Source organism: Mesorhizobium sp. M1365 (assembly GCF_040317865.1).
Taxonomy (GTDB): domain Bacteria; phylum Pseudomonadota; class Alphaproteobacteria; order Rhizobiales; family Rhizobiaceae; genus Mesorhizobium.
The window spans coordinates 35873-50321 of record NZ_JAMYLG010000017.1 but is presented as its reverse complement, the minus strand read 5'-3'; the positions used below and the strand labels follow the sequence as shown (position 1 = coordinate 50321).

Below are 14449 nucleotides of genomic sequence, written 5' to 3'. Positions count from 1 at the left end.
TCAATCCCGCAAAATCATGCGATCGCCACGTACGTCGAAGCCCGATAGCGAGCCGATGAAATTCATGCCGAGCAGGCTCTGGCCGAGCGTGCCGGGTGCGGCGATCATGATGGGCATGTCCTTGCGCACGATGCCGCCGATCGACAGTTCGTCGGTTCGCACCGCCGCCGCGCGTGTCATGCCGTTGGCGGTAGAGATCGGTATGGTGAAGCGGAGAGCCGCCGAATTGAACCCGACCGCCAGCGCGTCCTCGGCGGTCAGAACGGTGCTGGTCGCGCCGGTATCGACAACGGTCAGGATCGGCGTGCCGTTGATCGTGACGCGCGCTTCGAAATGGCCGCTGCCGGCCTTGTCCAGGGTGACGGTGGCATGGCCTTCTTCCACGCCCAGCGCCAGCGGACTGCCGGGAACAAGGCCGGCGGTGACGCGGCTGGCGAAATCCTGCAACTCATAGCGGTACTGATAGCCGGCGATCAGCGCCAGCACGATTGCGCCCCAGGCGCCGAGGCTGCGGGCCATGGTGCCTAACGGCCTGCCCGATCTGAGCAGGCCGGCGCCGACGAGCGCCGCTAAAGCGCTAAGCCAGATCAGCTGGCTGAAATCGTAATTTTCAATGCCGAATGTACTGCCGGCGGAATCGTTGAGCATGAGCAGGAGTACACCTGCCCCGATCGCGACGATCAGAATCCACAGCAGTCGGTTCATCTCTGCGGCCGGTTCACGAGAGGGCGTCGCGTTCGCGTGCCATGCGGCTGCGACGGGTTTCCCGGCGGGGGCGTCGCTCGACCGTTTCCAGCCTTGCCGGCAGCTCGGCCATGACGCTGCGGCGGGTTTGCGGGGTCATGTCGATCCAGGCAGCGATTTCCGCGCGCGTGCGCCCGCAACCGAAACAGAAGCCGGTTTTCATATCGATCGAGCAGACCAGGATGCACGGGGATTCAATGGCCGTCATAAGGATTTCCTTGGCTAGCCTCCACATGGTGCAACGACAAAGTCAATACAAGCCCTCCGGGAAGCGCCGCCAACGGGTGCTTTCGCGTCAATACCTCGAAGTTGTACCAGGCCTGGAGCTTGTGCCGGCTTGAGGTTGTGCCGGCTGGCCAAGGCGGCTATGCCGCTCACCAATTCACACGGACGATCGCCATCGACATGACCAGCGCGCTGCCTTTCGACGATTTTCGCGACCTCCTGGTGAGCCTGCCGCCGGGAGATATGGCGGCCAAGGCCCGCGTGCGCCAGTTGTTTGCCAAGGCAGACAAGCCCAAAGGCTCGCTTGGCCGCATCGAGGACATCGCCGCCTGGCTTGCCGGGTGGAGCGGCCGCGCGCCGCCGGCGGTGACGCGGCCATTGGTGGCGATCTTTGCCGGCAATCATGGCGTCACCCGCCACGGCATTTCGCCGCGCCCGGCCGCCGCCACGGCAAATGCAGTCGAGCTCTGCGCCGCCGGCGGTGCAGCAATCAACCAGATCTGCATCGCCAACGATCTCGGCTTGAAGGTGTTCGATCTGGCTCTGCACATCCCGACAACCGACATTACCGAGGATGCGGCACTGGACGAGCGCGGTTGTGCCGCTACCATGGCCTTCGGCATGGAAGCGATTGCCGGCGGTACCGACCTGCTTTGCCTTGGCGACCTCGGCGTCGGCAATTCGACTGTCGCCGCGGCCCTTTGCACGGCACTGTTCGGCGGCACCGGCGCCGACTGGGTCGGCCCTGGATCAGGGGCAGACGCGGCGATGCAGAGGCGCAAGGCGGAGGTGGTCGATGCCGCGGTCGCGTTTCACGGCGCGAGCCTCAAGGACCCGCTGGAAGCGCTGCGCCGGGTCGGCGGGCGGGAATTCGCCGCGATCTGCGGCGCCATTCTGGCGGCGCGGATGCAGAAGATCCCGGTGCTGCTCGATGGGTTTGCGGTGACTGCCGCCGCTGGTGTCCTACATGCCGCCAACCCCGCCGCGCTCGATCATTGTCTCCTCGCGAGCCTGTCGCCGGAGCCTGGTCATGCCAAGGCCGCCGAGCGCCTCGGCCTTCGCCCGCTGCTCGATCTGGGCGTCAGTCAAGGTGAGGCGGTAGGGGCGGCTCTTGCCGCCGGCCTGGTCAGGGCGGCCGCGCTGACCAGCTCCGGCATGGCAGCGGCGGTCCGCGGTTAAGCATTCAGCGCCGGCGCGAGGCAACCGCCTTGGTCGGCAGCGCCGGCAGTTCCTCCATCACCCGGCTCAGCGGGAAGATGGCGATCGCCTCGGTGCCTTCGCGCAGCCTGGAATGGAGCTGGAATTCGCCGCCATGCATGGCCAGCAAGCCTTGCACGATCGGCAGGCCAAGCCCGGTGCCCTGTTCGGCGCTCTTGATGGCGATCGAGCCCTGGCCGAAGGCCGAAAGCACGATCGGAATCTCGTCTTCTGGTATGCCCGGCCCATTGTCCTTGACGGAGAGATATTGCCCGCCGCCCGCCGTCCAGCCGACGCGCACACGGATTTCGCCGCCGGTGGCGGTGAACTTTATGGCATTGGACAACAGGTTGAGCGCAATCTGCCGCACCGCGCGTTCGTCGGCAAACAGGCGCGGCAAGGCGTTTTCGAAATCCTGGACGATGCGGATGTCCTTGTTGCGCGCCTTCAGCTCCATCATGTGGCAGCAATCCTCGACGACTGAGAGCAGCATCATCGGCTCCTCGTTGAGCTGGTAGCGGCCCGCTTCGATGCGCGACAAATCGAGGATTTCGTTGATCAGGTCGAGCAGATGCTGTCCGGAGTCGTGCACGTCACGGGCATAGTCGCGATAGGTCGGGTTGCTCATCGGGCCGAGCACCTCGTTGGCCATCACTTCGGAAAAGCCGAGAATGGCGTTGAGCGGTGTGCGCAGTTCGTGGCTCATCGAGGCCAGGAAACGCGATTTCGCCAGATTGGCGTCTTCCGCCCGCCGCCGTGCCTCGTCCGACATCGATTTCGCCGTCTCCAGTTCGGCGATCAGCGCATCCTTTTCGGAGCGGAACGACAGCAGCATCAGCGAGGAACGGTTGAGCTGGCGCGCTACATAGGCGAAGAAAGGCAACGAGGAGATCAGCAAGCCTGCCATGATCACTTCGACCGGCATCCATAATTTCACAATGGCATAAGCATAGATGGCGACCGGGAGGGCGAAGGTCGCCAACAGCGCACCGCGCAGGGACGAGGCCAGGATCGCGGTTGCCGACATGGCGAGCAGCAGCACCACCGCCTTGGCGACCTGGAACTGATCCATTTGGCAAGTTTCGCAGCCGAGCCATGCGAACCAGGCCCAGCCAAGCCCGCACAGAAAATGGCCGATCAGGAAATCCCTATGCGTTTCCAGCGGGTTGAGCTCGGACGCTTGAGTGACGCGTCTGGCCATGAATGCAACGATGGTATAGCAGATGAATGTGAACAGCGCCCAGACGCCGATCTCCTTGCCGACGCCCGCGAACAAGCCTGCCGCGGCCGTTGCCAGGATGAGCAGCGGAATGACGATCACGCCGCCGGTCATCGAAAGCGCGTGGAGCTTCAACAGCTCGCGGTCGAAGTCGGGATTTCCGGCTTGCTGCGAAAGACGGTCGCGCGTCTTGCGCACCGCGCGCGCGACATCGCTGTTGCGATGGCGTTTTCTGCGGTCCACAATAAACTTGTCTGCCATGGTCGAGCGTTGCAGGGGCATGAAGTCTTCAATTTACGCGGGCAGCAATTTCAAATCGTTAAGCTACGTTCGAATGATTAACCAACGGTTTGCCATATGAGCCGTTCGTGGTCGCGATGGCCGCGCCAGCGATACTATGCGCCGCGTCCGCGAAGCCTGTGGCGCCGACTGATGGACTATGGGCTGACACTCATCGTGCTCGGCCTGGCGATCCTCCTGGCGGCGCGACTCGACCGGATCGAGACGCGCAAGACGGAGGGCGCGGCCACTGTCAATGACGGCGATAGCATCACGCTCGGCGGCGAGCGCATCCGCATGCGTGGCATCGACGCGCCGGAATATTCGCAGATCTGCCGCAAGGACGGTGCCGACTATCCTTGCGGCAAGCTCGCGCGGCAGTCCCTGGTGCGGTTGATCGCCGGCAAAGCCGTCTCCTGCAGCGGCTGGCAGCGGGACCGCTACGGCAGGCTGCTCGGCGACTGCAAGGCCGGCGGCAAGGATCTCAACCGCGCACAGGTCGAGGCCGGCTGGGCGGTCGCCTTTGGCGATTTCGAGACCGAGGAAGCTGCTGCGCGCGCGGGCAAAGCCGGCATCTGGGGCGGAACTTTCGACGAGCCGAAGAACTGGCGCGAGAGCCACGGCCACGAGCTGGTTGAAAGAAAGCACGGTACCTTGGCGTCGATCGGCGACGCCTTGCGCAAAATTTTTCGCTTCTGGTGAGCTGTGCCTATAGTTCGTCGAGGCGGACGAGGAGGATAGAGATGAAGCTGTTCGACGGCGGGCGCGCGCCCAACCCACGCCGGGTTCGGATTTTTCTGGCCGAAAAGGGACTTCAGGTTCCGCTGGTGCCCGTCGACATGGGCGCGCTGGAGCACAAAGAGCAGCCGGTCAGCTCGCGCAATCCGCTGAAGCGTCTGCCGGTGCTCGAGCTCGACGACGGCACAGTCATCACCGAATCCGTCGCAATCTGTCGTTACTTCGAGGAACTGCACCCCGAGCCGGCTTTGTTCGGGCGTGGCGCGCTCGGCAAGGCGATCGTCGAGATGTGGCAAAGACGTGTGGAGTTCAATCTGTTCGGCTGCGTCGCCGCGGCGTTCCGGCACATCCACCCCGCAATGAGGGAATGGGAGATCCCGCAAATCCCCGAATGGGGCGAGGCCAACAAGCCGAAGGCGATCGAATTCCTGAGATTTCTGGACACTGAGCTCGCCGGCAGGGAATTCGTCGCCGGCGATGCCTATTCGATCGCCGACATCACCGGGCTGGTCGCCATCGACTTCATGAAGCCGGCTCGCATCAAGGTACCCGAAGAGTGCACGAACGTGCTGCGCTGGCATCGGGAAATCTCCAGCCGGCCGAGTGCCGCCGCCTGACAACGAGTTCCGAATGAGCGAAGAGCTGGAAGCCTTGGCGGCGAGGGTACGCGCCTGCCGCACCTGCGTCGATAACCCGGCCGGCAGGCCGTTGCCGCACCAGCCGCGTCCGGTGCTCAGGCCATCGTCGAGTGCGCGTATCCTGATCGCCAGCCAGGCGCCGGGTACCAAGGTTCACATTACAGGGATGCCGTTCACCGACGCCTCCGGCGACCGGCTGCGAAGCTGGCTGGGCGTCGGCAGCGAGGAATTTTACGACACGGACAAATTCGCCATCGTGCCGATGGGCTTTTGCTTTCCCGGTCAGGACGCCAGGGGCGCCGACCTGCCGCCGCGCCGCGAATGTGCGCCGGCCTGGCGCACATCGCTGATGGCGCTGATGCCGCAAGTCGATATGGTGCTGACGATCGGCATCTACGCGCAAAGCTGGCATATGGGCGCGGCGCGCCGTCCCTCGCTGACGGAAACGGTCATGGATTGGCGTGCCATCTGGGCGGCGGCAACCGACCCGAAAGTCCTGCCGCTGCCGCACCCGTCCTGGCGCAACACCGGCTGGCTGAAGCGCAATCCATGGTTTGAAATGGATTTGCTGCCCTTTCTGAGATCGGAAATCCGCTATCGCCTCGGCTAGGCATTCAGCAAGAAATCACTCGCTTTCGCACTATGTGGCAGAATTTCTTTCTTGTAATAGGCTCGAGCAAGAGGGATTATGGTAATCCATTCCTCGAAGCGCGCCGCGCATGAGGGGACGCGCGTTAAATTCTTGTTTTTATGCATGTCGTTGTGCCAAGGCCGCTGCGCACTTGGACGACTTGCATCAGGGGAGCACCCAATGGACCGCCTTGATAGAAAAATTCTCCGCCTCCTGCAGGAGGATGCGACGCTTGCAGTCGCCGACGTCGCCAAGAAGGTCGGCCTGTCGACGACGCCGTGCTGGCGGCGCATCCAGAAGCTCGAGGAAGAGGGCGTCATCAAGCGGCGCGTCGCCATCCTCGATCATGAAAAGGTCAACGTGCGGGTAACGGTGTTCGTCTCGATCCGCACCAATTCGCACAGCCATGAATGGCTGCGGCGCTTTTCGGAGGTCATCCAGGAATTCCCGGAAGTGGTCGAATTCTATCGCATGAGCGGCGACGTCGACTATCTCTTGCGCGTCGTGGTGCCCGATATCGCCGCCTACGACGCCTTCTACAAGCGGCTGATCGCCAAGATCGAGATCCGCGACGTGTCGTCTTCCTTCGCCATGGAGCAGATCAAATACACGACCGAGATGCCGCTGGATTACATGATGCTCGACAAGGAGTCCGGCGCCAACGCCGCCTGAGATTTTTCTGTTTAGTTCTTCTTTTTGTTGAGGAAACTCCAGGGCGAGTTGACCGGCAGCGTGATCGTGTCCGGCACGGCGTCGACGTTAACCACCTCGGCCTTGCGCACGGTGTAGCCCGACTGGATGACACTGACGCCGTCGAGGATGAAAAGCTGGCTCTTCTCCATGCCCGGCCGTAATGCGCCGGTCACCGAAACCGGCTGGTAGGCCTCGGACATCCTGTAAGGCTGTGCAGGCGTGACGAGGACGATCTGGTTGGGCGGCGGCGTCGGCATGTGGCTGCAGGCTCCCGTCCACGGCACCAGCAGGAATTGGTAGACGAGATCACCATCGCGGTCGACCGGCAGCGCATAGCCTGCGAGTTGCACGGTCTTGTCCTGCAAGTCGAGTGAGAGCGTCTCGCCACGATCCGGCATTTTGGCCGCGATCATCGGCAGTCCGACGCTTTCGGCGGCTGCCTGGGTAGCCGGGCGCAGATCCTTCCAGAAAATGTGCGTGGTCCCAGTGGAAGCGCTTGCCGCGATCGCGGACGCCAACAAGGCAGTTGCCATGATCGTGCCTGATTTAAAACGGTTGCTCATCGCTGCTCCGCCGTTGAGCCTTGATCTGCGGACATCAAGTAAAGCTGCCGCTGCCTCACAGGTCAACGCTCAAGCCGCATCACATGCCGGCGTGAGCCGGTCATGCCGATCTCGCGAAAGCCGCGGGCGACGAACATGTCGCGAAAACCCATGAAGCTGTAGCTCGGCGAAGCCTGGTCGACGGGATAGGCTTCGATCGTCCTGGCGCCTTTGGCAAAGGCGTGATCGATGGCCGCGTCGAGCAATGCGCTTGCCAGCCCGCCGCCGCGCAACGCTCTCGGCACAAAGAAGCAGACGATCGACCAGATGTCCATCTCGCTATCGTCCTGCTGCCGTGACAGCTTGCGGTAGGTCTCGCGCGGCGCAATCGAGCACCAGCCGACGGTCCGGCCATCGATCTGGGCGACAATGCCGACCGGCGTGCCGGCGTCTATCAGCGTCATCATCGCGCGTTTCGTCTCGTCGTTCTCGACATGCTCGCGGCGGTCGAGATTGCGCCAAGCCATACACCAGCAGTATTTCGGCCCGCCGGGTTGCTCGAACAGGTTTTCGAAATCGGCGCGCGTCGATTGCTTCACCTCCGTGAAGCGCACTTCGCTCAGGTCAAGCTTTTCTGGCGGCGAGCCGCTCGAGCGTCTTGGCATCGGAAAGTTCCTTCACGGCGTCCTTGCCGATCCAGCGTGCGGTCCTGTCTGTCGAGGCCGCCAGTTTTAGCGCCACGGCAAGGGCAGGGCCGTGCAAATTCATCGATCGCTTGCCGATCGAACGAAGCGCCCAGCTCACGGCCTTCTTCACAAAATTGCGGGCGTCGGTCGCATGCGCTTCGATGATCGGCAAGAATTCGAGGAAGGTCGTCTCGGGTTCCTTCTTCCGGTGGGCTACCGACCAGGCCATCATCGCAAAAGCCGTGCGTCGAACGAATTCCCGTTCGTCGACCGCGAATTCGGCGATCAATTCCTTCCAGCAATCCGTGTCGACAAAGAGATCGGAGACCCCGTCGACGATATCCCACGAGTCGAAAGTCGCCGCCCATCGTCTTGCATCCGCGGCGGAGAACCGCTCCGGATCGGCTGTCACGGAAGCGATGAACTGCGCCTCCATGATGCCTGTCTGCCAAAGCTCGAAGGCACGCTCATGGTTGCGCTTGATTTTCTTGGCAATCTGCCGCTGCACGCCATGCGAGATACCGAGCGCACGTTCGATCTTGATGCCGTAGCGCAGCATGCCAAGCCGATTTTCCTCCGAGGCGATCGAGCGCAGATGAGCAACGATTTCATCGGCGCTGGATTGAGGCGAAAGCTCGGCCACGGTGAAGTCCTATTTCTCCAGCCGCGCCAGCAGCGAGGACGTGTCCCAGCGCTTGCCGCCCATCGCCTGCACGTCCTTGTAGAACTGGTCGACAAGTGCCGTCACCGGCAGTTTGGCGCCATTGCGGTCGGCCTCGGCGAGGCAGATGCCAAGATCCTTGCGCATCCAGTCGACGGCGAAGCCGAAATCATATTTGCCGGCATTCATCGTCTTGTGCCGGTTCTCCATCTGCCAGGAACCGGCCGCACCCTTGGAAATCACCTCGATGACCTTTTCGATGTCGAGCCCTGCCTTCTTGCCGAAATGGATGCCCTCGGCCAGGCCCTGAACGAGGCCGGCGATGCAGATCTGGTTGATCATCTTGGTGAGCTGGCCAGCCCCGGCCGGTCCCATCAATCCAACCATGCGGGCATAAGCATCTATGACTGGCTTGGCCCTGTCGAAGGCGTCCGGCTCGCCGCCGACCATCACGGTCAGCACGCCGTTCTCGGCGCCTGCCTGGCCGCCGGAGACCGGGGCATCCAGAAACGAAAAGCCGAGCGCTTGCGCGTGCTGCGCCAGTTCGCGCGCGACCTCCGCCGATGCGGTGGTATTGTCGATGAAGATGGCGCCTTTCTTCATGGAATTGAAGGCGCCTCCGGCGCCGGTCGTCACCGAGCGCAGATCGTCGTCATTGCCGACGCAGGAAAAGACGAAGTCCTTGCCCTCCGCCGCCTCCGCTGGCGTCGCAGCGAAGCTGCCGCCGTGCTGGGCAACCCACTGCTCGGCCTTGGCGCTGGTACGATTGTAGACGGTGACATCGTAACCGCCCTTGTTCTTGAGATGTCCGGCCATCGGATAACCCATGACGCCAAGACCAAGAAATGCCACCGAAGCCATGTTTTCGAATCCCTTAGAAGCCTGCTTTGCGGTCTTCTTACCGGATCAGGCAAGGTGATGGGAGTCAGCGGTGCAGGTGGATGGTGATGCGCCGTTCGATCCACTCGACGCCGTGGCGCAATGTTTCCACGATGATCAGATAGATGATCGCCGCCCAGATATACGACTGAAAGTCGAAGGTGCGCGCATAGGTGAGCCGGGTGATGCCCATCAAATCGTAGACCGTGATAATGGCGACGATTGCCGAGCCCTTGATCATCAGGATGATCTCGTTGCCATAGGGGCGTAGCGCCACAATCAGCGCCTGCGGCAGGATGATTTTCCACATCGTCTGTAGTTTATGCAGGCCGAGCGAGGCGGCACCTTCCCACTGGCCTCTCGGCACGCTCTCGATCGCGCCACGCAAAATCTCGGCCTGGTACGCGGCCGTATTCAGCGAAAAGGCGAAGATCGCGCAGTTGAACGCCTCGCGGAAGAAACCCCACAGGCCGACCATCTCGAGTTCCGGCCGGAAGGAGCCCAATCCGTAGTAGACCAGGAAGGTCTGCGCCAACAGCGGCGTGCCGCGAAAAAAATAGACATAGGCATAGGCAAACCCCGAGAGGATCGGGTTCTTCGACATACGTGCATAGGCGATCGGCACCGACAGGATCGCGCCAAGCACAATCGAGATGGCAACCAGCAACAGGGTGATGCCGAGGCCGGATATGTAGCCGGGTGCATATTTCTGGAAGAACTCCGGGTTCCACGCAGCGACCAGGTAGACGACCATGCCGATGCCGAGAGCGATCCACAGGCCGACCAGGACATGGCCGAGGATGCGTTGGCGCGACCAGCCGCGTGCGGGCGGCGGCGGCCGGTCGACCTTCAGCGTGTCGGTGGCCAGGCTCATCTTTTGACCTCGCTGCTGCCGACCGCTCGTTCGATCGCATTGATGCCGAAGGAGGAGACGATCGCCAGCAGGAGATAGATCAGGCCGGCAAAACCGTAAAACAGGAAGGCATGCTTGGTGACGCGAGCGGCAACCCCGCTCTGCCGGAGGATCTCGTTGAGCCCGACGGCCGAGACGAGCGCGGTGTCCTTGAGCAGGATAAGCCAGAGATTGGCAAGTCCGGGCAACGCGATGCGGATCAACTGCGGCAACACGATCAGCCGCATCGTCTGGCCGCTGGACAGGCCAACCGAATAGCCTCCCTCATATTGCCCTTTTGGAATGGCGCGGAATGCGGATAAAAACACCTCGCTGGAATAAGAGGAGAAAATGAAGCACAGCGCGATCATGCCGGCGACGAAGCTGTTGACGTCGGCGGAGGTGCCAGGGCTCACCAGCCGGACAATGTACTGCAGGATCAATGGGATGCCGAAGAAGATGAGAAATAGGGTGAGCAGCTCGGGTATTCCGCGAAAAATCGTGGTGTAGATGTTCCCGGCCAGTCTCAGCGACGGCTCTTCCGATTGTTTGGCCAGCGCCACGAAAAAGCCGAGCGTCAGCCCGAAAGGCAGAGTGGCCAGCGCAAGACATACCGTGACAAATACACCCGCGGCGATGTCGTCGAGCCAGCCTTCGGGTCCCCAACTGAGAAGCGTCAGTGCGCTCTGCATCCGCCTGCCTGTTCTCCTTGAGGCTCTTCGAGACCCGTACCGCATCACCCCTCGTGCGCGGCGTCCTTATAAGAACGGCGGGAATCTCCCGCCGTTCACGTCATCCTATGTCGGTCGATCAGGACTCGCCGCCATAAACGTCATATTTGAAGTATTTGTCGTTGATTTCCTTGTACTTTCCGTTTGCGCGGATGGCGTCGATCGCCGCATTGAACTGGTTGACCAGATCGGTCTCGCCCTTGCGCACGGCAATGCCGGCGCCCGGACCGTGGATTTCGATAACCGGCTTGATTGTGCCGACCAGCTTGCAGCAGGCGCCGTCCGGCGAATCCAGCCATTGCTGCAGCACGACGACGTCGTCGTTGGCGGCATCGAGCCGGCCATTGGCCAGATCGAGCTGGTATTCCTGTGCGGTCGGGTACGGCTTGACGGTGCTGTCGGTATAAGTCTTGGTCGAATAGTTGAAATGCGTGGTGGACGCCTGCACGCCGATCGTTTTGCCGGCCAAATCTTCCTTGGTGACACCCTTGATGTCGGTGTCCTTGGGCGCGGCGATCGCCGGCGGCGTATTGTAATATTTGTGGGTGAAGTCGACCTTCTCGGCGCGTTCCGGCGTGATCGACATCGACGCGACGATGGCGTCGAACTTGCCTGCCTGAAGGGCTGGAATGATGCCGTCCCAGTCCTGCGCGACGAAGGTGCACTTCACCTTCATCTCGTCGCAAAGCGCCTTGGCGATGTCGATATCGAAGCCCACGAGTTGGCCGTCGGCGGTGAGATTGTTGAATGGCGGATACGCTCCCTCGGTGCCGATCCTCAAGGTTTTTTCCTGGGCCTGGGCAACGCCAAGCGTCAGCAGCGCAGCCGAAGCGGCGAGCGCGATACGCAGTGCAATACGCATAATGGTCCTCTCTGTTGGTCCCGGCCGTCGTTCCCGAACGGCTCTGTGGGCGGTGCTTTTGACCGCCCGCTGGCGCGATACTCCCATTCTTTCCCAAGAAAAAGCAACTGCAAAACCGTCGCTTGAGGGAAGGTCATGTTCAGGAAACGGTGACGCTGGGTCAAACGCCTGAATGGAGAGAAAGTGGCCGGAAGCCCCCTGCGGCCGCGATCTCAGCGCGTCAGGCCGGTGGCGCGCTCGATGAAGTCAGCTATCGAATTCGTGTCGTCGAGATCGAAGGCCGGCAGGTCTTCGCCGACAATGTGGAAGTCGGAGGCGATGGCGACAATGTGTGGATCGCCTGCCGAGAGCGGTGTCCGGTCCTTGGCCTCGAGCCGTCGCGTCTCGATTTTCTTGTGCGCCTCGCGCTTGTAACCCTCGACCAGCACGATATCGGAGGGTGCCAGCCGTGACAGGATCGCGTCCAGCGTCGGCTCGTCCTCGCCGCGCAATTCGTGCATCAGCGCCCAGCGCCTGCCCGACACGACCGCGACCTCCACTGCTCCCGCCTGCCGGTGGCGAAAGCTGTCCGCTCCGGGTTTGTCGATGTCGAAATCATGATGGGCGTGTTTTACCGTCGACACTTTCCAGCCGCGCCGGACGAACTCGGCCACCAGCTTTTCGGTCAATGTCGTCTTGCCGGAGTTCTTCCAGCCGGTGATGCCGAAGACACGTCTTTTCATGGCTCGATGCTCCGCAACAGATGCGCGGCCTGGGCAAGGTCGTCGGGAGTGTTGATGTTGAAGAACGGATCGACCTCGGCCCCGCCCGATTTCAGGATGGGAAATTCCACCTCGACAAAACCGTGCCGGTCGATGAACGCCGCAACGCGCCGGTTGTCTTCCTCGACGAGAAATTGTCGCAAGGCCTGATCTAACCCTAGCGGCCAGAGTGCAAAGGTCGGATGCCGTTTGCCGCCGGAACAAGCAACGGCGATCGAGCCAGAGCGCGCATAGGCTGCCGCGAGCAGCCGCTCGACCATATCCCTCGGCAGGAAAGGCGTATCGCCGGCAGCCGTGACCAGCGCCTGGCAGGTCGTGTCGGAAGCCCATTCGAGGCCGGTCAGGATCCCGGCAAGCGGCCCGGCATAACCTTTGACGGTATCGGCAAGCACCGGAAGCCCCGTCGCGGCAAACCGTGTCGGATCGCCATTGGCGTTTAGCGCAAGCGGTCCGACCTGCGGGCCAAGGCGCGAAACGACACGGTCGAGCAGGGTGCCGTCGCCCAGCGCAAGCAGCGTCTTGTCGCCGCCGCCCATCCGGCTCGACCGGCCGCCGGCCAGAATGATCCCTGCGATATGTCGGCCCATCGTTTGCTGCCTAGACCCAAAATCCAGTTTTCAAATCAGACAGTCGTCGACAGTCACTCTATATGCCGTCCGGCGCCATGTCCGGTCCAGTGCTTTCGGCGGCTGTCTTTCGCCGGCCGACGATCCGTTCGCGGTAGAGTGCATAGAGGCCCGACGCGATGATGATCGTGGCACCGACGATCATCGGCAGATCCGGGACATCGCCGAAGATCGTGAAGCCAAGCAGGATCGACCAGAGCAGGGCGGTGTAGCGGAACGGCGCGATGAAGGAGATATCGCCCACCCGCATCGCCGTGATGATGAAGTGGTAGCCGATGAGCACGAGCACCGCCGCCAGCGCCAGGAACGCCGTGCTTTGTCCCGTCATCGGTGTCCAGCCGCCCATCGGTGAAAGCAATGCCGCGCCCAGAAACGTCATGGCAAGGGCGGTGGCGCTCGACACCAGCAATGTCGGAATTGCCTGCGGTATCCGCTTGGTGGCGAGATCGCGCACCGCACAGCATGCCACGCTGGCCAGCGCCAGCAGAGAAAAGACGCTGAACCCTTCGAAGCCCGGCCGCACGATGATCAGCACGCCGGCAAAACCGACGGCAATAGCCAGCCAGCGCCGCCAGCCGACGCCCTCGTTGAACACAAGTGCTGCGCCCATCGTCACCGCCAGCGGCAGCGCCTGCAGCACGGCGGAGACATTGGCGATCGGAAGATGCGCCAGAGCAACCAGGAAGGACACCGTGGCGCCGGCCTCGCTGGCAACGCGCAGCGCAACGGTCGGCTGCAGCATCGAACCTGGCCGGGCAAGCGCGCCGCGTTGCCACGCAAGCAGGCCAACGAAAAGCGAAGCGAAGGCGCCGCGGATCAGCATGACCTGCGCCATGTTCATCGATTCCGACGAGAATTTGGTGATAGCGTCGTTGAGGGTGAAACCAGCCATGGCCACCATCATGAACAACGCGCCGCGCAGGTTTGGCGAAAGAGGCAAGGCGATTACCGGTGAGTCCTGCAGCAAGCGTCTAGCAGGCACCCGCAAAACAGCAACGTCAAAGGGCTGGGCCACAGCCTTTCTATGGCCCGTAACATCTGTCGCGCAAGAGCGGCAGGGCTTATTTGGGCGTCAGTACCTCGGTGCCGTTGCCTTCCTTGCCGGCGATCGTCCACAGGCCACGCAGCGAGCCGTCGTCCTGCACCTTGTAGACGACAAGACCGACCGCCTTGCCCATGACATAACCGGCGGAGAAGGCATCATCGTTGCGCATGCAGATACCGTCCGAGGACGAGCCGCCTGTCTCCCAATGGATCGTGCAGGTCGTCTCGCTGGTCAGCGTGATCGTCGCGTCGCCACCATAGGACGACCCATCGAAATTGGTGCCGGCCACGGCATAGGTGCCGCCGATCGACTGGGCCGCCGCGGGCAGGGCCGCGAGGCTGAGCAATGCAAGAGAAAGAATGAGTTTGCGCATATCGTATTCCCCCACTGGGCGAAGAAC

The 14449-nt window shown here is 62.3% G+C and carries 17 protein-coding genes and 2 pseudogenes; 5 read left to right on the top strand and 14 right to left on the bottom strand.

The window, feature by feature from the left end; genetic code table 11:
* A complete protein-coding gene (locus NKH04_RS19265; protein ID WP_352540527.1) occupies nucleotides 1–705 on the bottom strand; it encodes a TIGR02281 family clan AA aspartic protease in 705 nt (234 codons plus the stop codon).
* A 13-nt stretch (nucleotides 706–718) separates the two neighbouring features.
* Nucleotides 719–952: a DUF1289 domain-containing protein gene (locus NKH04_RS19260; RefSeq protein ID WP_352471906.1), complete on the bottom strand. Its 234-nt coding sequence runs from the start codon at nucleotides 950–952 to the stop codon at nucleotides 719–721.
* A 197-nt stretch (nucleotides 953–1149) separates the two neighbouring features.
* Between NKH04_RS19260 and NKH04_RS19255 the strand changes: the two genes are divergently transcribed.
* Nucleotides 1150–2148: a nicotinate-nucleotide--dimethylbenzimidazole phosphoribosyltransferase gene (locus tag NKH04_RS19255; protein WP_353044766.1), complete on the top strand. Its 999-nt coding sequence runs from the start codon at nucleotides 1150–1152 to the stop codon at nucleotides 2146–2148.
* Between the two features lie 4 nt (nucleotides 2149–2152).
* Here the strand turns inward: NKH04_RS19255 and NKH04_RS19250 are convergent, their stop codons facing one another.
* Nucleotides 2153–3667: a sensor histidine kinase gene (locus NKH04_RS19250; RefSeq protein WP_353044765.1), complete on the bottom strand. Its 1515-nt coding sequence runs from the start codon at nucleotides 3665–3667 to the stop codon at nucleotides 2153–2155.
* Between the two features lie 75 nt (nucleotides 3668–3742).
* On the opposite strand from NKH04_RS19250, the gene NKH04_RS19245 reads away from it, so the two are divergent.
* The 4 genes and pseudogenes from NKH04_RS19245 (at nucleotide 3743) to NKH04_RS19230 (ending at nucleotide 6343) form a co-directional block, all read left to right on the top strand.
* Nucleotides 3743–4366 (top strand): thermonuclease family protein, encoded by a 624-nt coding sequence (locus NKH04_RS19245; protein ID WP_352997021.1) that lies wholly within the window; start codon nucleotides 3743–3745, stop codon nucleotides 4364–4366.
* A gap of 41 nt (nucleotides 4367–4407) precedes the next feature.
* Complete coding sequence (locus NKH04_RS19240; RefSeq protein WP_352540524.1) at nucleotides 4408–5019, top strand: glutathione S-transferase; 612 nt, start codon at nucleotides 4408–4410, stop codon at nucleotides 5017–5019.
* A 13-nt stretch (nucleotides 5020–5032) separates the two neighbouring features.
* A pseudogene (locus NKH04_RS19235) lies at nucleotides 5033–5650 on the top strand (uracil-DNA glycosylase family protein); the annotation flags it as partial.
* Between the two features lie 201 nt (nucleotides 5651–5851).
* Complete coding sequence (locus tag NKH04_RS19230) at nucleotides 5852–6343, top strand: Lrp/AsnC family transcriptional regulator (protein ID WP_023675006.1); 492 nt, start codon at nucleotides 5852–5854, stop codon at nucleotides 6341–6343.
* Between the two features lie 11 nt (nucleotides 6344–6354).
* Here NKH04_RS19230 and NKH04_RS19225 read toward each other — a convergent pair whose 3' ends face one another.
* From NKH04_RS19225 to NKH04_RS19175, 11 genes and pseudogenes are all read right to left on the bottom strand, one after another.
* Nucleotides 6355–6927: a DUF3299 domain-containing protein gene (locus NKH04_RS19225; RefSeq protein WP_352471902.1), complete on the bottom strand. Its 573-nt coding sequence runs from the start codon at nucleotides 6925–6927 to the stop codon at nucleotides 6355–6357.
* 62 nt (nucleotides 6928–6989) lie between these two features.
* Nucleotides 6990–7571, bottom strand: coding sequence for a GNAT family N-acetyltransferase (locus tag NKH04_RS19220; RefSeq protein ID WP_353044764.1), 582 nt, complete (start codon nucleotides 7569–7571; stop codon nucleotides 6990–6992).
* Nucleotides 7531–8235, bottom strand: coding sequence for a DNA alkylation repair protein (locus NKH04_RS19215; RefSeq protein ID WP_353044763.1), 705 nt, complete (start codon nucleotides 8233–8235; stop codon nucleotides 7531–7533). Before NKH04_RS19215 ends, NKH04_RS19220 begins: the two co-directional genes overlap by 41 nt.
* Before the next feature lie 9 nt (nucleotides 8236–8244).
* Nucleotides 8245–9120: pseudogene (locus NKH04_RS19210) on the bottom strand (NAD(P)-dependent oxidoreductase); the annotation flags it as partial.
* A gap of 58 nt (nucleotides 9121–9178) precedes the next feature.
* Nucleotides 9179–10006, bottom strand: a complete 828-nt coding sequence (locus NKH04_RS19205) for an ABC transporter permease (RefSeq protein WP_352502421.1) — start codon at nucleotides 10004–10006, stop codon at nucleotides 9179–9181.
* Complete coding sequence (locus NKH04_RS19200; protein WP_352471895.1) at nucleotides 10003–10716, bottom strand: ABC transporter permease; 714 nt, start codon at nucleotides 10714–10716, stop codon at nucleotides 10003–10005. Before NKH04_RS19200 ends, NKH04_RS19205 begins: the two co-directional genes overlap by 4 nt.
* 118 nt (nucleotides 10717–10834) lie before the next feature.
* Nucleotides 10835–11617, bottom strand: coding sequence for an ABC transporter substrate-binding protein (locus tag NKH04_RS19195; protein WP_352471894.1), 783 nt, complete (start codon nucleotides 11615–11617; stop codon nucleotides 10835–10837).
* 212 nt (nucleotides 11618–11829) lie between these two features.
* On the bottom strand, nucleotides 11830–12339 hold the full coding sequence (gene mobB / locus NKH04_RS19190) for a molybdopterin-guanine dinucleotide biosynthesis protein B (RefSeq protein WP_352471893.1): 510 nt from the start codon (nucleotides 12337–12339) through the stop codon (nucleotides 11830–11832).
* Nucleotides 12336–12965 (bottom strand): molybdenum cofactor guanylyltransferase MobA, encoded by a 630-nt coding sequence (mobA, locus tag NKH04_RS19185; RefSeq protein ID WP_352744194.1) that lies wholly within the window; start codon nucleotides 12963–12965, stop codon nucleotides 12336–12338. Before mobA ends, mobB begins: the two co-directional genes overlap by 4 nt.
* Before the next feature lie 58 nt (nucleotides 12966–13023).
* Nucleotides 13024–13944: a DMT family transporter gene (locus NKH04_RS19180; protein ID WP_352540518.1), complete on the bottom strand. Its 921-nt coding sequence runs from the start codon at nucleotides 13942–13944 to the stop codon at nucleotides 13024–13026.
* A 121-nt stretch (nucleotides 13945–14065) separates the two neighbouring features.
* Entirely contained in the window at nucleotides 14066–14422 is a 357-nt protein-coding gene (locus NKH04_RS19175) for a hypothetical protein (protein WP_352448884.1), read from the bottom strand.
* Between the last annotated feature and the right edge of the window lie 27 nt (nucleotides 14423–14449).